Origin of the sequence: Corynebacterium sp. HMSC074C03 (assembly GCF_001838285.1) — a bacterium.
In the GTDB taxonomy this organism is placed as follows: Bacteria; Actinomycetota; Actinomycetes; order Mycobacteriales; family Mycobacteriaceae; genus Corynebacterium; species Corynebacterium amycolatum.
In genome coordinates this window covers 86,157-105,978 of record NZ_KV836214.1, presented here as the reverse complement: position 1 = coordinate 105,978, position 19,822 = coordinate 86,157, and the positions used below count along the sequence as shown (strand labels likewise).

Annotated in this window: 19 protein-coding genes; 18 read left to right on the top strand and 1 reads right to left on the bottom strand. The window is 59.8% G+C overall.

Features of this window, described 5'->3' with window-relative positions; translation table 11 throughout:
• The first annotated feature begins 117 nt into the window (after positions 1–117).
• The 17 genes from HMPREF2847_RS05725 to rfbA all read left to right on the top strand — a co-directional run bounded on the left by HMPREF2847_RS05725 (position 118) and on the right by rfbA (position 18,920).
• A complete protein-coding gene (locus HMPREF2847_RS05725) occupies positions 118–360 on the top strand; it encodes a glutaredoxin family protein (protein WP_070851780.1) in 243 nt (80 codons plus the stop codon).
• A 224-nt stretch (positions 361–584) separates the two neighbouring features.
• The gene (locus HMPREF2847_RS05720; RefSeq protein ID WP_083327328.1) at positions 585–2,027 is read left to right on the top strand and encodes a glutamyl-tRNA reductase; all 1,443 of its coding nucleotides are present in this window, start codon (positions 585–587) and stop codon (positions 2,025–2,027) included.
• A gap of 15 nt (positions 2,028–2,042) precedes the next feature.
• On the top strand, positions 2,043–2,975 hold the full coding sequence (hemC, locus tag HMPREF2847_RS05715) for a hydroxymethylbilane synthase (protein ID WP_070851779.1): 933 nt from the start codon (positions 2,043–2,045) through the stop codon (positions 2,973–2,975).
• A gap of 204 nt (positions 2,976–3,179) precedes the next feature.
• Positions 3,180–4,847 (top strand): bifunctional uroporphyrinogen-III C-methyltransferase/uroporphyrinogen-III synthase, encoded by a 1,668-nt coding sequence (locus HMPREF2847_RS05710; RefSeq protein WP_070851778.1) that lies wholly within the window; start codon positions 3,180–3,182, stop codon positions 4,845–4,847.
• Between the two features lie 47 nt (positions 4,848–4,894).
• Entirely contained in the window at positions 4,895–5,953 is a 1,059-nt protein-coding gene (gene hemB / locus HMPREF2847_RS05705) for a porphobilinogen synthase (protein WP_070438168.1), read from the top strand.
• 45 nt (positions 5,954–5,998) lie between these two features.
• Positions 5,999–6,634, top strand: a complete 636-nt coding sequence (locus tag HMPREF2847_RS05700; protein ID WP_070851777.1) for a hypothetical protein — start codon at positions 5,999–6,001, stop codon at positions 6,632–6,634.
• Positions 6,631–7,011: a hypothetical protein gene (locus HMPREF2847_RS05695; protein WP_070851776.1), complete on the top strand. Its 381-nt coding sequence runs from the start codon at positions 6,631–6,633 to the stop codon at positions 7,009–7,011. Before HMPREF2847_RS05700 ends, HMPREF2847_RS05695 begins: the two co-directional genes overlap by 4 nt.
• Positions 7,012–7,030: 19 nt before the next feature.
• Positions 7,031–9,622 (top strand): heavy metal translocating P-type ATPase, encoded by a 2,592-nt coding sequence (locus HMPREF2847_RS05690; protein WP_070851775.1) that lies wholly within the window; start codon positions 7,031–7,033, stop codon positions 9,620–9,622.
• Between the two features lie 35 nt (positions 9,623–9,657).
• Entirely contained in the window at positions 9,658–11,004 is a 1,347-nt protein-coding gene (hemL, locus tag HMPREF2847_RS05685) for a glutamate-1-semialdehyde 2,1-aminomutase (protein WP_070851774.1), read from the top strand.
• Positions 11,005–11,152: 148 nt separating this feature from the next.
• Positions 11,153–11,746 (top strand): histidine phosphatase family protein, encoded by a 594-nt coding sequence (locus HMPREF2847_RS05680; protein ID WP_070851789.1) that lies wholly within the window; start codon positions 11,153–11,155, stop codon positions 11,744–11,746.
• Between the two features lie 54 nt (positions 11,747–11,800).
• Positions 11,801–12,415 (top strand): TlpA disulfide reductase family protein, encoded by a 615-nt coding sequence (locus tag HMPREF2847_RS05675; RefSeq protein WP_070851773.1) that lies wholly within the window; start codon positions 11,801–11,803, stop codon positions 12,413–12,415.
• A gap of 23 nt (positions 12,416–12,438) precedes the next feature.
• A complete protein-coding gene (locus HMPREF2847_RS05670; RefSeq protein ID WP_070851772.1) occupies positions 12,439–13,299 on the top strand; it encodes a cytochrome c biogenesis CcdA family protein in 861 nt (286 codons plus the stop codon).
• A 15-nt stretch (positions 13,300–13,314) separates the two neighbouring features.
• Complete coding sequence (locus HMPREF2847_RS05665) at positions 13,315–15,003, top strand: cytochrome c biogenesis protein ResB (RefSeq protein ID WP_070851771.1); 1,689 nt, start codon at positions 13,315–13,317, stop codon at positions 15,001–15,003.
• 172 nt (positions 15,004–15,175) lie between these two features.
• A complete protein-coding gene (gene ccsB, locus HMPREF2847_RS05660) occupies positions 15,176–16,186 on the top strand; it encodes a c-type cytochrome biogenesis protein CcsB (RefSeq protein WP_070851770.1) in 1,011 nt (336 codons plus the stop codon).
• A gap of 52 nt (positions 16,187–16,238) precedes the next feature.
• The gene (gene rfbB, locus HMPREF2847_RS05655; protein WP_070851769.1) at positions 16,239–17,231 is read left to right on the top strand and encodes a dTDP-glucose 4,6-dehydratase; all 993 of its coding nucleotides are present in this window, start codon (positions 16,239–16,241) and stop codon (positions 17,229–17,231) included.
• A gap of 103 nt (positions 17,232–17,334) precedes the next feature.
• On the top strand, positions 17,335–18,024 hold the full coding sequence (locus HMPREF2847_RS05650; RefSeq protein WP_070851768.1) for a dTDP-4-dehydrorhamnose 3,5-epimerase family protein: 690 nt from the start codon (positions 17,335–17,337) through the stop codon (positions 18,022–18,024).
• A 20-nt stretch (positions 18,025–18,044) separates the two neighbouring features.
• Positions 18,045–18,920 (top strand): glucose-1-phosphate thymidylyltransferase RfbA, encoded by an 876-nt coding sequence (gene rfbA, locus HMPREF2847_RS05645; protein ID WP_048759301.1) that lies wholly within the window; start codon positions 18,045–18,047, stop codon positions 18,918–18,920.
• Here rfbA and HMPREF2847_RS05640 read toward each other — a convergent pair.
• Complete coding sequence (locus HMPREF2847_RS05640) at positions 18,917–19,219, bottom strand: hypothetical protein (protein ID WP_070851767.1); 303 nt, start codon at positions 19,217–19,219, stop codon at positions 18,917–18,919. The two genes, rfbA and HMPREF2847_RS05640, sit on opposite strands and share 4 nt — an antisense overlap.
• Before the next feature lie 193 nt (positions 19,220–19,412).
• Here HMPREF2847_RS05640 and HMPREF2847_RS05635 point away from each other — a divergent pair, with 193 nt between their 5' ends.
• Positions 19,413–19,814 carry a DUF4229 domain-containing protein gene (locus tag HMPREF2847_RS05635; protein WP_070851766.1) on the top strand — a complete coding sequence of 134 codons (402 nt, stop codon included), beginning with the start codon at positions 19,413–19,415 and terminating at the stop codon, positions 19,812–19,814.
• Positions 19,815–19,822 lie beyond the last annotated feature (8 nt).

Below are 19,822 nucleotides of genomic sequence, written 5' to 3'. Positions count from 1 at the left end.
CATTATCGGGGACACTCACAAGGTAACGGGGCAAAGATAAGAAGGGTCACTTTTGCAGGGGAAGTGCGGGGAGGGGGACGTCGTAAAGCGAAACAGTCGACCTTTAGACTGGCCGTTATGGTGACTGTGACGGTGATGAGTAGGAAGACGTGCGGTTCGTGCGCTCGCGTGATTGCGCAGATTGAGCCGCTGGTTCGGGAGCAAAATGCGCAGTTCCAGGTGGAAGACGTCGATACCGAGCCGAACTTGGCCATGGAATTTGGCGATCGCGTGCCGGTGGTTTTGGTCAATGATGAGGAAATCGCTTGCTGGGAAATCGATGACGATGAGCTCCTGGAAGCGATAGCGGAGGCCGAATAAGTTCCCGAGACAGCTCTGCCGAACTGCTAGGAGCTGCGGGAACATGGCAGAATGTGGAGTAGCGGCAAAGAAGCAGTAGAGCGCTGCGAACATCGAGGTAGAGGCTAAGTAAAGTATGCCTTTGTTGTGGCGAGATGGCAGAGTTGTCTAGCGTTAACAGTCATAGCTGTGTGAAAAAGCCCGTAGCGGGGACTGTGAAGGAGCAATAGAGCGGTGATTGAGCGGTGAGTGTGCTTCTCGTCGGAATGTCGTACCGGTCTGCACCGGTGACCCTTCTTGAAAAGGTCTCTGTCGGTGAAACTGAGCGAGAGGCCATTTTGGCCCGTCTGATCGCGGATGAAGCAATCAGTGAAGCGATGCTGTTGTCGACCTGTAACCGCGTTGAGTACTACGTGGTGGCCAACGGCTTCCACTCTGGGCTATCGGCTGTGGTCCGTGAAATTGTCGGTCGTACTGGGCTCGAACTCGATGAACTGACGCCGCACCTCTATGTCCGGTATGCACAGGCTGCGGCGGAGCATGCTTTTTCGGTGTGTGCTGGTCTCGACTCGATGGTGCTGGGCGAACAGCAGATTATCGGTCAGATTCGCAATGCCTACCAGGAAGCGGACGAAGCCGGCACAGTCGGTCGCATGTTGCATGACTTGGCACAGAAGGCGCTGCACACGGGTAAGCGCGTGCACAGTGAAACTCTGATTGATAACGCTGGTGCTTCGATGGTCTCCGTGGCCATCGACGAGGCAGTTGCTGCACTGCAACCCGGATTCAACTCTGGTGTTGACGTCGCTGAGGGTACCGATATCCTGGCCGGACGTTCGGCTCTTATCCTCGGCGCCGGTGCGATGAGTTCGCTGGCCGCTAGCTACCTGGGGCGCTGCGGTATTGACCGTCTGATTATTGCCAACCGCACCGTTGACAGGGCGCAGAACCTGGCCAACCACTCCATCGAAGCGGGCATCCCCGCTACTGCTATTGCGTTACATGATTTCGCCGATGTCCTCGATGATGTGGACATTCTCGTCAGCGCCACTGGGGCCATGACTCCCGTCGTTTCAGCTGCTGATGTCATCGACCACGGCCCGCTCGCCATCGTCGACCTGTCTATGCCTCGCGACGTTGCGGAGGATGTCTCCGGGCTTGAGGGGATTGCACTATTCAACATCGAATTGCTGCAGATGACCCGCACGGAGGTCCCGGGCCGTGATGAGGAGGCTGCAGCGCGCGACATTGTGGCCGAAGAGTTGGAGTCCTACCTCACGGCGCAGCGTGCAAGCGAGGTAGCACCGACTGTTCGCGCTCTGCGTGAGCGTGCGGCAGATGTGGCGGCGGCTGAGCTCGCTCGCCTGGAGGCGAAGACACCAGGTCTTACGCAGAAGGAACGTCTCGAAGTCGAGTCCACGGTTCGCCGCGTCGTCGATAAGCTCTTGCATGCGCCAACGGTGCAGGTCAAGAAGCTTTCTAGCCAGCAGGGTGGTGGCAACTACGCACTTGCGCTGCAGAAGCTCTTCGACCTGCCCCTATCTACCCCCTCTGGCCTGTATGCTGACACCGATATCCCCGCAGATCTCATGGTAGAGGGCCGAATTGGGCGGATGCAGGGATTTGAGCAGTATGGTCTTGACAGTAGTGCCATCATTGAAGGCGTTGCTGAAACCACCAAAAATTAACACCCGGAGGGAAACATGCCTGACCCAGCGACTATTCGTATCGGTACCAGGGGCTCGGAACTGGCCACGACACAGGCCGGCCACGTCCGTGATGCACTGATTGAGCTGGGGCAGCCTGCAGAGCTGGTGATTGTAAAGACCGCCGGTGACCATAACCGCCACGACCCGGTGGAAAAGATTGGTATCGGTGTCTTTACCCAGGCGCTGCGTCATGCACTCCGCGAGGGGGTGTGCGACATTATCGTGCACTCGTTTAAAGATCTGCCCACGTTGCCGGAAGACGACATGATGGTCGCAGCCGTGCCGGAGCGCGTCGACCCGCGAGAGGCGCTGATTTCCCGCGATGCCACGCCGCTGATGGACCTGCCTGAGGGTGCTCGAGTGGGTACCTCCGCGCCGCGTCGTGTCTCTCAGCTGCGTGCGCTGCGCTCCGACCTGGAACTTGTACCACTGCGTGGAAACATCGAAACCCGCATGGGGCGCGTCTCTGAGGACCTGGACGCTGTCATTCTGGCTCGCGCCGGACTGGAGCGTACGGGGCGTCTCGGAGAGATTGCGGAATCCCTGGACGTGGACGTCCTCATGCCGGCCCCGGCGCAGGGCGCCCTGGCGCTGGAGTGTCGCACTGCTGACCGCGAAATTGTGGATATTCTGCGGAAGATTGACCACCCGGTGTCCCATGCCCGCGCTGTCGCGGAGCGCGCGGTACTCAATGAGCTGGAAGCGGGCTGCACCGCCCCGGTTGCGGCCTACGCAACCGTGAGCGATAGCGGTGAACTCACCCTGCGGGCGGGGGTGTTCGCAGTCGACGGATCGCGCCAGTTGCTCGAGACCGCTACCGCAACCGTGGATAAGGCCGATGAGCTTGGCCGGAAGGTTGCGGCGGCCCTGCTTGAACGGGGTGCTCATGAGGTAATGGGCGATACCCTGCGGGAATCTCAAAAGTAGCCGGTTAGTTAATTTGGCTCAAACCCTTTATGCTAATAGGCCTGTATGCATGCCGTTGGGATAAGGGTTTCCTTCGTGTGCTCGCATGTGAGATTCAGGTGTCTACCTGCCCCTCACATGCGTTGGCGCATGTCCGCTTTCTTCCTTAGAGACTCATCGGCACGAAAAGTGAACAACCAATAGAAAAGAAATCACTCCGCAACGATGAACACCTCCCTCCCCTCAGCAACGGGACGCATCCTGTTCGTCGGCGCTGGTCCTGGAAATCCCGACCTGCTGACGCTTCGCGCCCGTGAGATTCTCGCAGACACCGCTATCGCCTACGTCGACGCCGATGTCATGCCGGGGGTTCGAGAGCTCGTCGCAACCGATGTGCCTGTTCCTCCCGAGCTGCTGAAGGAAGCCGAGGAAGAGTACGAGCGCATGTGCGCCGTCGCCAAGGCCAAGGGATCTCGTCGTAAGCCGCCGCGCCCGGCACCGCCGACCGCTGCAGATTTGCGTGAGCCTATCGACGATCCCAAGAAGATGGCCGCTCTGCTCGTCGAAGAAGCAGCCAAAGGCAATGATGTAGTGCGTTTGGTGGCCGGAAATCCGCTGACCAACGATTCGCTGCTGGCCGAAATCAACGAGGTCTCGCACGCCGATGTTGAGTTTCAGATCGTCCCTGGTATGTCCGTGCCCTCCACCGTCCCGGCATTTGCCGGTATCGCGTTGGGCTCGACGTACACGGAGACCGATCTCGGTCGCGCCGATGTGGACTGGGACGAGCTGGCACAGGCACCGCAGCCGCTGGTGCTGCAGGCCGTGCAGGATGACCTGTCCGCTATTGCCTCCGAACTCGGTGAACGCGGTCTGCCGTCGTCGTTGCCGGTGTCGGTGACTGTCAACGGTACGACTCGTCTGCAGCGCACCTACGATGTCACGCTGGGCACCTTGGCGCAGCTTTCGGGTGACCTGACCGGTCCGCTGGTGGTCACACTTGGCAAGGGCGTGGACAATCGCTCGAAGTACTCGTGGTGGGAAAACCGGGCCCTCTACGGATGGAAGGTGCTGGTCCCACGCGCCAAGGCGCAGGCAGGGCCGATGAGTGCTCGACTCGTTGGGCACGGCGCCATCCCGATTGAGGTCCCGACCATCTCAATCGAGCCACCACGTAGCCCAGCGCAGATGGAACGCGCCATCAAGGGGCTTGTCGACGGCCGTTACCAGTGGGTTGTTTTCACTTCCGTCAACGCTGTTACCGCAGTGTGGGAGAAGTTCCAGGCATTCGGGTTGGACGCGCGCTCGTTCGCTGGAGTCCGCATCGCAGCCGTCGGTCATCGCACCGCTGCTGCCATCCGTGATCTCGGCATTACCCCGGAGCTGCTTCCGGACGACACTCGTCAGAACGCCGCGGGCATCGTCGACGTGTTCCCGGAGTACATCGAGGATCTCGATCCGGTCAACCGCGTATTGCTGCCACGCGCCGACATCGGCACCGACGTGCTTGTCGACGGTCTGATTGACCTGGGCTGGGAAGTCGATGATGTGGTCGCTTACCGTACCGTGCGGGCAGCGCCACCGAGTGCGGACATCCGCGACATGATCAAGTCCGGTGGCTTCGACGCAGTGTGCTTTACCTCGGGGTCGACGGTGAAGAACCTGGTCGGCATCGCGGGTAAGCCGCATGCTCGCACCATCATTGCCTGCATCGGGCCGATGGCCGCAGCCACGGCTCGCGAGTACGGTCTGCGTGTAGATGTCGTGCCGGAGCGTGCAAGCATCCCGGAGCTGGTGGACGCGCTGGCAGAGCATGTTGCGCAATTGCGGGCTGCAGGGCAACTGCCACCGCCGCGCAAAAAGCGTCGTCGTTCGCGTAAAACCAAGGCCTAAGCCAGGGCGAATCGGGGCGAGTTCGCGTTTTGATTAAGGTTGTCTTTATGACTACATCTGGAGCTTCTGAATCATCCCGCGAAATCGATCTCGAACAGTTTGGATTTCCTCTCCCGATTCGTCGCCCACGCAGGCTGCGCACCAACCCGGTGATGCGTGCGATGACGGCAGAGACGACACTGACTCCGAAGAATCTCATCCTTCCCATGTTTGTCGCAGATGGGATTGATGAGCCAAAGCCAATCAGCTCCCTGCCCGGAGTAGTGCAGCACACCGAAGACTCCCTGGTAGAAGCTGTGCGCGAGGCTGTTGAGGCAGGTATCTCGGCGGTTGACCTCTTCGGTGTCCCGCTCGATGCGGATAAGGACGGCGAGGGCTCTGAATCCTGGAATCCGGAGGGCGTTCTCAACCGCGCTCTGCGTCGTCTCCGCGACGAGTTCGGGAATGACATTCTGATCATGGCCGACACCTGTCTGGATGAGTTCACTGACCACGGCCACTGTGGCGTACTGGGCACGGACCGCTTCGGCAACACGGTCGTTGAGAATGACCGCACGCTGATTAACTACGTCAAGATGGCCGTTGCCCAAGCCGACGCCGGTGCACATATCGTGTCCCCGTCGGGCATGATGGATGGCCAGATTGCCGCCATTCGTGAGGGCCTGGATGCCGCTGGCCATGAGGATGTCTCCATCATGGCGTACTCGGCAAAGTACGCCTCCGCCTTCTACGGTCCATTCCGTGAAGCCGTGGGCAGCTCGCTGCAGGGTGATCGCCGTACCTACCAGCAGGATCCTGCAAATCGTCGTGAGTCCCTGCTCGAAGTGCAGCTCGACGTTGACGAGGGCGCGGACATGGTGATGGTCAAGCCGGCCATGAGCTACCTGGACATTCTGCGTGAGGTCGCGGATATGTCGCCGGTGCCGGTTGCCGCCTACCAGGTCTCTGGTGAGTACGCGATGATTCACGCCGCTGCCGCCAACGGGTGGATTGACCTGGATGCTGCGATGATGGAAGCAGTACTGAGCATTCGCCGTGCCGGTGCGGAGCAGATTTTGACCTACGCAGCGGTGGACTTGGCGAAGAAGCTGCGTGCCCAGTTCTAATCCGCTGGGGTGAACGTGCAGTAATAAGTATCGAGAAGTGGACGGATGACTAAAGAAGAGAAGAAGCCCGCAATTCCCGAGCAGGTCGAGGGAGCTAGGCAGGCGTGGCGGGTTACGGCCGTGATGCAGCTGCTCCTCGCTGCAGTAGCCACGGTGACCTACTGGCTGCATCCGGAAATGCTGATGAGCCCCTCAACCGCTAAGGAGAATTTCCCGGGTTTCAGCGAGGGCCAGATTGATGCCGCCATGAAGGCGAGTATCGTTATCGCGTTCTTTTTCGCAGTGGGGCTTTGCATCGCGTTCTTCGCCATCATCGAGCGAATGCGCAAGGGGAGCGAAGGTGCTCGCACCGTGCTGGTTATCGGCTCACTTTACCTGGCGCTGTCGGCGCTGATGTCCTTCTTCTCTTCTACGGCTTCAGAATCGGGAGTGCCAGCATCCCTCGTTCTTATCAGCGGAATTGTGCGAATCGCCTCTGCCACTGCCGCGGTAGCTGGCCTGGTGCTCGCCGCCTCGAAGGAGTCCAAGGACTACTTCGATCATCAGCGCCCCTCGAAACCGTGGACTCCGTCCGCGCCGAAATCGCATCTGCCGGGAGCGTCGAAGTATGGCGCTGATACAAAGCAGCAACAGCAGCTGGACCAGTCACAGCCCAAGCAGCCTGAGGAGTCCAAGCAATGATGTCCCTGCCGAGTCGGCCCTGGCAGTGGGTGCTCTTCGTCGCGCTCATCGCCCAGATTATCCTGAGCTTGATACTGGTCACCGGAGATTACTCGCAGGCTCCCGCCGCCGTTGGCCGCGATATCTACATCGTCGCCGGTGTGACGCTGGTCTGCTCGCTCATAGGTAGCGGCTGCTTGCCGACGGCCACTGAGTTCAAGCTCTCCCGGAACTGCCTGCTCATCATGGTGATTGTCACGGCTCTCGCCATGTTCTTTGCCATTATGGCCGGCGCGCTGACTGTATGGGTTATCGCGCCCAGCCTGGCGATGGCGTGTGGATTACTGTTGCTCTATCGTGAATTAGCGCTCACGCGCGCCAACCAGCCACAGGATTAGACGGAAAGTTTCAAAGGCCATGAGTGACACCGGTGAGTTTGATTTCTCTCTGGACAATCGCGTTGAACAGGCGATTGTGGATGCCAAGGTCGCTGCTCGTAAGGCATTGCCACGAAGCCGTCAGGACATCGACGAAGAAAGTGCCCATCAGCGGCTTGCACACCGCAGAGGCCAGTCCAACACAGCTTTCGCACTCATCCTGGAAAACTTGGAAAACGCCGAGAGTGCTGAGCGTGCTGAGCATGTTTTGGAATCCTTTCCAGATGTGACGGCCTCGGTGGTCTACAAGCCCGGACGCGCGTGGATTACAGCGCCCGATACCATCGATCCGAATCAGTTCATCGAAGCTCTCCGCGAAGTTGGGATCGAGTCGTACCTCACGCGCAGCACGCTTCGTCGTCGTGCAACTCGGCTGGATGTGTCGCAACATCGCCGTCCCGCTGTTCCGGCTGCCGCTCAACAGAATGAGGAGGAGCGCATTCGCCGTCGTGAAGCGGCGTTGCGCCGAAGCGGCGGCGGTGCGGAGGTACTGTTCACGGCGCGTGAACTGGTGACCAAGCAGCGCTTTTGGGGAAGCCTGTTCTTATCGATTCCAGTGCTGGTGACGTCGTTGAACGTCAACTGGCAGTTCCCGGGCTGGCAGTGGATGTGCCTTGTGCTGACCACGATTGTGGCGTGGTGGGGTGGCTGGCCGTTCCACCGGGCAATGGCGGCGTCCCTGCGTCGGCGGATGTCGGCGCTGGATGGGGCGAGCTCCATTGCCATTCTGCTCGCGTGGCTGTGGTCGCTGGCGCAGCTTATCTTTGGCCCCGCTGGACAGATTGGATATACCACTGCGCCCACGTGGTTTGCTTTCAACTATCGGGAAAGCGCCTCGGCAGAGGTGTTTTTTGACGTTGCTTGCGGCCTGACCGTGCTGTTGCTAACAGGCCGTATGTTTACGCGCTACAACAAGGTGCGTACTGGACAGATTTTGCGCAACCTACGCATTCCAGCTGAGCGAAACGTGACAGTCGTGCGCAAGAGCGCCAAATCCGCGGAGCCGAAACGGGTGGAGGTGACGGTCGCGGAGCTCAATATCGGTGATGACATCGTGGTTCCACCGCACTCGGTGATTCCGGTCGATGGCTCAGTCATCGGTGGTGCGTCCACGATGGATGCACAGCTACTCGGTATTGGCGTTGAACCTCAGAAAGTTAAGGTCAACTCCAAGGTTTGGGCCGGCGCAATCAACCTGGATTCGGAGCTCAAGGTGCGCGTCGAGCGCACCGGTTTCAAGACCCGGGCGTCGTCGATAGCGCGCTGGCTGCGTCAAGCGGTTCGAGAAGAAACGGTGATGCACCAGACCGCAGTGCACTCGGCGTCAGAGCTGGTGCCGTGGACGCTGTCGTTGGCGGGCGTGGCATTTTGCGGCTGGTGGCTGGCGACGGGCACGATGAGCGGTGCCCTCGCGGTGGCGCTGGCCATGCTCTCGGGCATCGCGCCGGTGGCATTGGCAATGTCTACGTCGACCGTGCAGCGCATCGGGATTCTGGCCGGTGCTAGTAACGGAATCTTGATTCGTGGCAATGAGGCTTTCCGGAAGTTGGCTACCGCCAATGTGGTGATTTTTAACCGGGTTGGAACCCTGACCGAGGGTGACACCCACGTGCTCGGTGTCGCCGCTGAGCGCAATGAAAATCCGGATTTGGTTCTGCGTGTGGCGGGCGCTCTCATGATGGAGAGCAATCACCCGGCATCGGCGGCCATCGTGCGCGCGTGTCGTGCATCCCGCGACGCCGGTTCCGGCGGTGGCGAGGTGCCGCACTGGATTGAGACCGTGCATGTCGCAATTGCGGAAGACGGTGCGTTCGTTGGCCAGGTAGAGATTCCGGTGAAGGACTCCGACGACAACTTGGAGATGCGCTTTGTTGAGGGGCGTGTTTGGCGTCCGCGTGATCTCACTGCACTCAGCGAGAAAATGGCCGTGGCTGCGCTCAGTGGCGGTACTCCGATGGTGGTGTCGTGGCGTGGCAAGGTCCGTGGTGTTATCACCATTGGTGAGGACATTAAGCCCGATGCGGTCGAGAGCATTGACCAGCTGGAGGATATGGGCGTGGACACCATGATGATCACGCGAGATCCGTATCCAGTAGCTCGTCGTTTCGCTGACCGGCTGAATATCTCGCGAGTATTCGCGGGCATCATTGCCTCCCGCAAGGCCATTGCGGTGCGTTCGGTCCACAGTGACGGTGAGACTGTCGTGATGGTTGGCGACAAGGACATCCGGGACTCTCTGCGTGCCGCTGACGTAGGTGTTTTGATGGACAACACCGAAGGCAACCAGAATCTTGATGTCGATTACGCCGACGTCGTGGCACTGCGTAACAACGTGTTGTCGATTCCGGAGGCCATTGAAATCGCGCGTGCTGTGGTGCGGATGATGGACTCCAACATCTGCTTTGCGTGGTTCTACAACGTTGCAGTCATCCTGCTGGGTATGACCGGTATGATTCACCCGCTCCTGGCATCGCTATTGATGATTTTCTCCAGCTTGTGGATCGACTGGCGTTCCCGTCGAGTGTCGTCCCGCAGGAAGCATCTATTCAGGGTGAAGCTGGGACGTTGGTAGGGCAGGGTAGCCCTTAATCCGAGTGGCCGTCTACGATGGTCACCGTGACTCAAGACATTAATGCTCCTCATGTCCCAGAAAACGTTGAGCTCACCGAGCGTTCGGCAGAGTTCTTTACGCAGGCTCAGTCAGTGACGCCGGGTGGCGTGAACTCGCCGGTCCGCGCCTTCGGTTCCGTCGGTGGCACCCCACGTTTCATTGACCACGCCGCGGGCTCTCGTCTCGTGGATGTTGATGGCAACGAATATGTGGACTTGGTCTGCTCGTGGGGTCCAATGATTCTGGGCCACGCCCACCCGGCAGTGGTGGAAGCCGTTCAGAGTGCCGCCACTCGCGGGTTGTCTTTCGGCGCTCCGACGACGGCTGAGACCGACCTGGCTCGTCACATCGTTGAACGCACGTCGGTAGATGAGGTGCGTCTGGTCAACTCCGGCACTGAGGCCACCATGTCCGCAGTTCGCCTGGCTCGCGGTTTCACTGGCCGTTCCAAGATCATCAAGTTCGCCGGCTGCTACCACGGTCACGTGGACGCGCTGCTGGCATCGGCCGGTTCTGGTGTCGCTACTTTCGGTCTGCCGGATTCGCCGGGTGTCACCGGTGCATCGGCTGCCGACACCATTGTTGTTCCTTACAACGACATTGAGGCGGTCAAGGCCGCATTCGCTGAGAACCCGGGCGAGATTGCCTGTGTCATCACTGAGGCGGCAGCGGGCAACATGGGTACCGTCGCACCGCAGGACAACTTCAACGCGAAGCTGAAGGAAGTCTGTCACGCAGACGGCGCTCTGCTGATCCTCGATGAGGTTATGACTGGCTTCCGCGCTTCCTACAACGGCTGGTACGGCATTGATGGTGTGGCCGGTGACCTGACCACGTTCGGCAAGGTCGTCTCCGGTGGTTTGCCGGCCGCTGCCTTCGGCGGTCGCCGCGACATCATGGAGTACCTGGCTCCGAACGGTCCGGTGTACCAGGCAGGCACACTCTCCGGTAACCCGGTCGCTATGGCAGCTGGCCTGGCCAACCTAGAAAACGCCACGAAGGATGTCTATGACACCGTTGCGGCCAATGCGGATCGCCTGGCCACGATTCTGTCCGATGCCCTGACCAAGCAGGGCGTGGCTCACCACATTCAGCGTGCGGGCACGATGCTCTCGCCGCGCTTCGCCGAGGGCGAGGGGCACAACTTTGAGCAGATGCAGGCAGCGGATACTTTCCGCTACCCGGCCTTCTTCCACGCTCTGCTGGCCAATGGTGTCTACCCGCCGGCTTCTTGCTACGAGACCTGGTTCGTCTCCGCCGCACTCACCGACGCAGACTTCGAAATCATCGAGCGTGCAGTAACCCGCGCGGCCGAGGCGGCGGCAGCCGCCAAGCCGGAGTAGGTGACACGTGTCGAACAAGACCAATTCGCAGGCCGCGCAGCAGGCAGCACAGCAAGCCACACCGCAGGCAGCGCCGCAGGCCGCGCAGCCGGTACAGCCGGAGAATCAGGCAGCTAAGCGCGCAACGAAGCACGCCAAGACCACGGTTGTGCATCTCGTCCGCCATGGCGAGGTTTATAACCCGGATAAGATTCTCTACGGACGTCTGCCCGGCTGGCACCTGTCGGAGCGCGGTCAGCGCCAGGCAGCGGCCACGGCCTCGTCCTTCGAAGGCCACGACATCCGCTACTTCGCCTGCTCTCCGCTGCAGCGCACCCAGGAAACCTCACGGCCATTCACCGAGGTAATTGGCACGAAGCCAATCCTGGATGAAGATTTGCTGGAGGCGGGTAACTCCTTCGAGGGCTTGCACATCAAGGGCATTGATTCCGCACTGTGGAATCCGAAGTACTGGCCGCGACTGCGTCGTCCGAGCATTCCCAGCTGGGGCGAGCCCTACGACGAGATCGCGGACCGTATGTTCCACGCGATCGAGCGAGCCCGCGAGGCCGCCGAGGGCGCGGAAGCAGTGCTGGTGACGCACCAGCTATGCATCATCGCAGCTCAGCGTCGTGCGCGGTACTTGAAGCTCGCCCACAACCCGGCGACCAGGCGGTGTGATCTGGCCAGCGTAACCTCCTTGGTCTTCGTCGGAGACACCATTGTCGACGTGCGCTACAGTGAGCCGGCCGGTCACCTGTAAGGTGAATAAATAGTTTTGTTGAAGTTTCACTGACCCCGGAAGGTGGCACCCCAGGTGGCCAAGGTCTCATCGTCCCGAATTGCAGCAACGCTGGCGGCAGCAACTCTGTCTCTATCGCTCGCGGCATGTAACCCCGGAGAGTCAGTGGGACACGACGCCGTTGCCGTCGGCGGTCAGTTCGAGTTCGTTTCTCCGGGTGGTCAGCAAATCATTGACTACGCACCGGAGGAACGCAAGCCGGTCGGCAATGTCTTCGGTCCTTCTCTGGAGGACGACGACAAGAAGATCTCCCTCGATGACTTCAAGGACCAGATTGTTGTTCTGAACGCCTGGGGTCAGTGGTGCGCCCCGTGCCGCTCCGAGTCAGATGACCTGCAGTACGTTCAGGAACAGATGGAAGAGCAGGGAATTGGCACCGTCCTCGGCATTAACGTCCGCGACAATGTCCGCCAAGCCCCCATCGACTTTGTGAAGGACAACGGTATTACTTACCCGTCCATCTATGACCCGGCATTCGTCAACGCCGGTGCGCTCGGTGGTATCCCGGCGTCGGTGATTCCGACGACCATCATCCTGGACAAGCAGCACCGCCCGGCGAAGGTCTTCCTCCGCGAGGTCGATCACACGATGCTGATGAAGGCCGTCAATGAAGTGAAGGCGGAGGGCTAGGCCCCGGCATGTCAACTCTTGCCATGGACACGATCTATCTTGCCGATGGCATCGGCCAGCAGTTCGCGGACGTCGCCACCGGCGGTCCCATTGTGTTGGGGCTGCTTGCCGCTGCACTGGCCGGTCTCGTCTCTTTCGCCAGCCCGTGCGTCATTCCGCTCGTGCCCGGTTACGTCTCCTATCTCACCGGTATTTCCGGAGCATCGGGGGCGCAGGGCAATGGCGTGACGACGGGAGTTGCGGACGCAACCGCCGTCGATAAGCATGACGGCGATGGAGGCCGTGGCCAGCGTTCCTCGACTGCCCGCGTCGGCCTCGCCGCGTTGCTGTTCGTGTTGGGCTTTACTGTCATTTTCGTGCTGGGGTCGGCCTCGATTTTCGGGCTCGTGTCCACGTTGCGTTTGCAGGCGCGCACGCTGACGATTGTTGGTGGCGTGGTGACCATCGTGATGGGACTTGCCTTCATGGGCATGGTGCCAGCGCTGCAGAAAGACACCCGCATGGCGCCGAAGCGCTGGACCACGTGGCTGGGAGCGCCACTGCTCGGCGCGGTGTTCGCGCTGGGGTGGACGCCGTGTCTGGGACCGACGCTGACTGCAATTATTTCGGTGTCCGCAGGTACACAGGGCATGACTGCGGCCAGGGGAGTGGCGCTGATTATCGCTTACTGCCTGGGGCTGGGGCTGCCGTTCATTTTGGTGGCGCTGGGGTCGGCACGTGCGATGCGTGGAGTGGACTTCCTGCGTAAGCACTCGCGAACCATTCAGCTCATCGGTGGTGTGGCGCTGGTGCTGGTCGGAATTGCCCTGGTCACGGGACTGTGGGATGTTTTTGTTGCCTGGGTTCAGGCCGCTTTTATTACTGATACGGTAACGCCAATTTAGTGAAAGATTTCTTCGATGTCGGTGAATTGGAATAAGGTACGACAGCCCTTCCAGCAGGTCTGGAACTGGTTGACCAGCATGCGCACGGCGCTGATTCTGCTGTTCATCCTCGCTTTCGCAGCGGTTCCGGGTGCCCTGTTGCCGCAGCGCTCGCTGAATAAGGACAAGGTCGACCAGTATCTTGCCGCCAACGGCAAGACCGCCGAGATCATGGATAAGCTGCAGCTTTTCGATGTCTTCTCGTCCGTCTGGTTCGTCGCCATCGTGGCGTTACTGCTGATTTCCCTGGTCGGCTGCATTATTCCGCGCACCATCGACCACTACAAGGCCATGAAGACACCGCCGGCCAGGGCACCGAAACGGTTGGCGCGTCTTCCGCTTCACGACGAAGCCGTGGTCGATGCTTCCGCGGACGAGGTTTCTGAGCGGGTGCGTGAGCGCCTGAACAAGTGGGCATTGACGGAAACTCCAGCAGATGAAGATCGCGCTGGGGCGCGCTCCTTTTCTGCGGAGAAGGGCTACCTGCGTGAGTTCGGCAACCTGGTGTTCCACCTGGGCATTGCGCTGCTGATTATCATCGTCGGCTTGGGACGCATGATCTATTACGAGGGCCAGGTCATTTTGATGACCAACACCGGCACCGAAATTTCTGATGACAACGTCAACAGCGCGGTGGGCGTTCCGTTCTGTAACACCGCAGCGGCAAACTATGACTCGCTGCGCTCGGGAAACACCTTCGACGGTACGACTTTGAACCCATTCTGTATTCAGGTGGAGGACTTTGCTGCCGATTACCTGCCGAACGGCCAGGCCAAGATGTTCACCTCGCATATCCGATTCGCAGAAGAAGAGGATATGCGTAAGCCTGTCGATGAGTGGGAGAAGACCACGCTGCAGGTCAACCACCCTCTGCGCATCGCCGGTGACCGCGTCTACCTGCAGGGGCACGGCTTTGCGCCTGCGTTCAAGGTGACCTGGCCGAATGGTGAGTCGCGTACGTCGATTGTCCAGTTCCGCCCGGATGACCCGACCTTCTTCCTGTCCTCTGGGGCGCTGCGCTTCGACCCACCAGCGGGCATGTACCCGGACTTGTTCGAGCGCCGCCAGAACCAGATTGCAATCGAGGGACTGTTCGCTCCGACCGCGGAGTTTACTGGTGAAAAGGGTGCTCTGCTGCAGTCCTCTTACCCGGCGATGCAAGACCCGGCCGTGGCTGTCGACATCTACCGCGGCGACGCGGGCTTGGACACCGGTCGTTCGCAGGGGCTGTTTTCCCTCGACCGCGATCTGATGCACTCGGGTCAGCTGGCTAAGGAAGCCCGTGTCAACCTCAAACAGGGCGAATCCACCGAGCTTGCCGACGGCACCAAGATTGAATTCCTCGGTGCGAAGGAATTCGTCAACTTGCAGGTTTCGCACGATCCCACGCAGTTCTGGGTGCTGGTGGCGACTGTGTCCGCATTGGCTGGCATGGTTCTTTCGTTGGGCATTAAGCGCCGACGTGTTTGGGTGCGCATGTTCCCGCTGGAAGATGGCCGCACTCGCGTTGAGTTCGGTGGCCTTGCCCGCACCGACAAGGCAGGTTGGGGCGAGGAGTTCCAGTACATCGTAGATGACATCCTGGAACGTGACAGTGATGACGAGGATGCTGCTGACAACAATGCTGCGACCGACGAGAGCGCGGACGACAAGGACAAAAGCTAACTGACCACTAAGTCTGGTCCATCATTACTGCAGGGTGAATGCGCGGGGGCGAGAATTGCGCCTCCGCGCATTTTTGCGTCCCCCGTGTCCCCGGTCCCCTTTTGCTTAGTCCTGCTTTAGTACTAGGGTTTGAAGAAGTATTCCGCTAATTCCACATTTTGGAGCCAAGTACATGCTCGTCAATAAGACACTGGCGCAGTTTTCGGACTGGTCGTACTTCACGGCCTTCGCCTTTTATCTTGTGGCCTTTGTTGTATCCATTGCCTACTACAGTCGTCGTATCGCGGCCGCTGAAGCGAAAAGCCAGGTTGCGGAACGCGAGCTGGTAACCGCAGGTGCTGGTGATGGAGCTACCACTGCTAGTGTCGCTGACTCGGGGGAGTCGGCGACGAAGTCGTCGGCAAGCGAGCCTAAGAACCAGGTGCTGACGAACCGACTCGGCGTTGTGACGGAAATGCTGATTTACGTCGGGGTGGCCGTGCACTTTGCATCGGTGCTGCTGCGTGGCCTGGCCGTGCAGCGTTTCCCGTGGGGCAACCTCTACGAGTACGTATCAGTTTCAATCCTCTTTGCTATGGCAATTGCAGCTGGCGTACTGCATCGTGAAACCATGCGTGTGTTCTGGCCGTGGCTGTTGGCTCCGATTCTGGCGCTGATGTTTTACGGTGGTAAGAACCTATATGTTGAGGCTGCTCCGGTGGTGCCGGCACTGCAGTCGATTTGGATTCCGGTTCACGTCTCGATTATTTCTATCGGGTGCAGTATCGCACTGATTTCCGGTGTTGCCTCGATTCTCTACATGCTGCGGATGTACAACCGCGAGGGCAAGGAAAAGGGCTTCCTGGGCAAACTGGTCGCGCCACTGCCGGATGCTCAAAAGCTGGATGCGATTGCTTACCGCACCGCTATTTGGTCCTTCCCGCTGTTCGGTCTGGGCATTGTGCTGGGCGCTATCTGGGCCGAGTCCGCATGGGGTCGTTACTGGGGCTGGGACCCGAAGGAGACCACCGCTCTGATCTCCTGGATTATCTACGCCCTGTACCTGCACGCTCGCGCGACTTCGGGTTGGCGTAATACGAAGGCCGCGTGGATCAACATCTTCGGTTTTGCCACCATGGTGTTCAACCTCTTCTTCATCAATATGGTGGTTTCGGGCCTGCACTCCTACGCTGGTCTGAACTAAGTCTTCACACTTGTACAAAGCCGGCATCGCCGGGTGAACTAGAATCGCTTCCATGCGCGTTCTCGTCACCGGTGGTGCCGGCTTTATTGGTTCCAACTTCGTTCTCCGCACTCTGGCTACACGGCCCGATGTGAATGTCACGGTGCTGGACGCTTTCACCTATGCCGCGAACCCAGCGAGCTTGGACGGCGCAGACTGTGAGATCATTCGCGGCGATGTTCGTGACGCGGAGCTGATCGATCGCCTCGTGCCCCGCTTCGACGTGGTCGTCCACTTCGCCGCAGAGAGCCATAACGACAATTCGCTGGTGGATGCCGACCCCTTCGTCACCACTAATGTCATGGGCACCGTGAATCTGGCCAAGGCTTGCGCCACCCACGACGTTCGCCTCCACCATGTCTCCACCGACGAGGTCTTCGGTGATCTCGCTCTCGACGACCCAGCACGCTTTACGACGGCCACCGCGTACAAACCCTCCAGCCCCTACTCGGCCTCCAAGGCTTCAGCGGACCACTTTGTCCGGGCGTGGGTGCGCAGCTTCGGGCTGGCGGCGACGATTAGTAACTGCTCGAACAACTACGGGCCTAGGCAGCATCCCGAGAAACTGATTCCCCGGCAGATTTGTGGTCTGCTGCGCGGTCGTAGCCCTCGCGTGTACGGCACTGGCGAGAATGTTCGGGACTGGATTCACGTCGATGACCACAATGACGCGGTCTGGGCAATCTTGGATTCCGGCGAGGTGGGGGAGACCTACCTCATCGGTGCAGATGGCGAGCGTTCCAACCTCGACGTGGTCGGAGACATCCTGGAGGGCTTCGGTCACTCGCGCACTGACTTCGTTCATGTTACTGACCGCCCGGGGCATGACCGTCGATATGCAATTGATCCCGCATCCATCCGCAGCCTTGGCTGGCAACCGCGCTACCAAGACTTTTCCGTCGGCCTTGCCGAGACTATCGACTGGTATCGCGCCAACGAGTCCTGGTGGGCTGCGGCCTACGATGCCGCTGAGGCTGGCTACGCTGAGCGCGAGCAGGAGTTGTAGTTCGTCTGTCGGGGCACACCTAGCGCACTCCCAACGCACACTCAGTGCACACTAAACGCGTGCCACAGCCTCAGCCCGGGCGCCGCGTCTACACTTGTTACCCATGAGCCCTAAGAGCACATTCCAGCCCACTTCCATCGACGGCGTTTTCACCTTCGAGCCGGTCATCCACGGCGACAGCCGCGGTAGTTTCCACGAGTGGTATCGCCTCGACGCATTCGCCGAGGCCACGGGCTACCCGTTCTTTCCGGAGCAGGCCAACATGAGTGTCTCCGCCGCTGGCGTTGTCCGTGGCCTTCACTTCGCCGACGTCAGCACCGCTCTAGACGGTCATCCCGGCCAGGCGAAGCTGGTTACGTGCCCCGTAGGCCACATCCTCGACATTGCGGTTGACCTGCGTCGCGGCTCTGACACATTCGGCAAGGTTGAGGTCTTCGAGCTCGACAGCACGACCCGCCGCGTGGTCTATCTCCCGAACGGCATCGGACATGGTTTCGTCTCGCTTGCCGACAACTCTGTGCTCACCTACCTCACTTCCACCGGCTACAACCCGGAGGCTGAACGCGCTGTTAGCATCCAGGACCCGACTCTCGGAATTGATTTAGCCGCACTGCTGGCCAAGGGAAATCTCACCGAAGCGGATATGATTCTCTCCGAGCGCGATCAGAAAGCTCCGACGATCGAGCAGTTCGAGGCCGAAGGCAATAAGCTCCCCAGTGAGTTTGACTGCAAGGACCTCGAAAACATGGCTCGCGACGAGTGGGCCATCGCCAACGAAGCGGCTGGGCGGTAGGGCAGAAAGGCGCGAGCACTATGAAGGGCATCATCCTCGCAGGTGGCACGGGCTCTCGGCTGTTTCCAATCACGCTTGGTGTCAGCAAGCAGCTAGTCCCCGTCTATGACAAGCCGATGATTTATTACCCGTTGAGCACGCTGATGCTCGCGGGAATCAGGGACATCCTCGTCATCACCACGCCACATGATGCCCCGCAGTTTGAGCGCCTACTTGGCGATGGCTCGCAGTGGGGTCTCAACCTCACCTTTGCCACCCAAGACGAGCCCCGTGGTCTCGCGGAAGCATTCATCATCGGTGCTGACCACATCGGCGATGATTCCGTTGCGCTCATCCTCGGCGACAACATCTTCTACGGCGCCGGCCTGGGCACGCAGCTGCGTCGCTTCCATGACGTCGATGGCGGAGCAATCTTCGCCTACTGGGTCGCAGATCCCACCGCCTATGGAGTAGTGGACTTCGACCAAAGCGGCAAGGCCGTGGCAATTCAGGAGAAGCCGAAGAAACCTCGCAGCCACTTCGCGGTGCCGGGTTTGTACTTTTATGACGCCGATGTTGTTGAAATAGCTCGCTCGCTGGAACCGTCGTCACGCGGCGAATTGGAAATCACGGATGTTAACCGCGCCTACTTGGAGCGCGGAAAACTACGGGTAGAGGTGCTGCCGCGTGGGACAGCCTGGCTGGATACGGGCACGGTGGACAATCTGATGGCAGCGGGCGATTTCGTGCGCACGATTGAGCAGCGCCAGGGTTTAAAGATTGGTTCGCCGGAAGAGGTGGCGTGGCGCATGGGATTCATCGACGATGCAGCGCTTAGCGTGCGTGCCGACGCCCTCAGCGCCAGCGGCTACGGGGAGTACCTGCAGCAGTTGTTGCTGCGAGGCAAAGACGTTTAGTCGGTTTCGCTGGGATTATCAGGGCTATTGGGACTATCTGGTTTATCTCCCTGGTTATCCCGGTCGCGAGGGTCGCGTTCGCGCCGTTCCTGTAGCTCCTGCTCACGCTTGCGGCGATCGAATTCGGCCTTCTTGAGCTTCCAGAGGAACTCCGGATCATCGTCAGGAGCAAGCGGGCGGGGCTCCGGTTGCGGAGCAGAAATACGCCGCATGCCGTTGCCACGACTGCCGGGGCCAAATGCCTTCCACAGCATGACTACGACAAGGATGATGAAAAGCAGCAGAATGAGCCGACCCATGTAATAGCTAACCTCCTGGATTTACCGACTAGAATACGCAACGAGTCCCGTAGTGCCCACGAGGGGTATCGCAACGCAGGCGGTACGGCGTACAGAGTTCGTTAGGGTACAAAGGAACGTTGGACACGAACAGCCATGGGGCGCTAACAACGTCGGGCGCAGTACAGGCGTAATACGTAGAGGTGAGGGTTTAATGACCAATCCAGCAGAGCAGGACAAGTTGGCTTCTGAGGCTGAAGGGGAGTCGACGCAGACTCCGGCTTCGGCTCCAGCAGCTCCGAAGCAGTCAGCTCCTAGCTCCAAGAATGCTGGTCGCGGCAATGCCATGAAGGGACTGTTCTGGTACGGCCTTGCGCGTCTGCTGCTGTTCCTGGTGCTGTTCTTCATCCTGCTCGGGATTATCTACCTTGTTGGCGTGCGGATTCCGGCCGCAATTACGGCTGTGTTTGCGCTGATTATTGCGATGCCACTGTCGGTGTTTGTGTTCCCGAAGCTGCGTGTCCAGGCCAATGACTCTGTTGCAGTGTGGTCGGAGAACCGCCGCGCGCATAAGGAATACATTGCGCAGCAGATTAAGGACCGCGAGGAAAACTAGGGCACTAG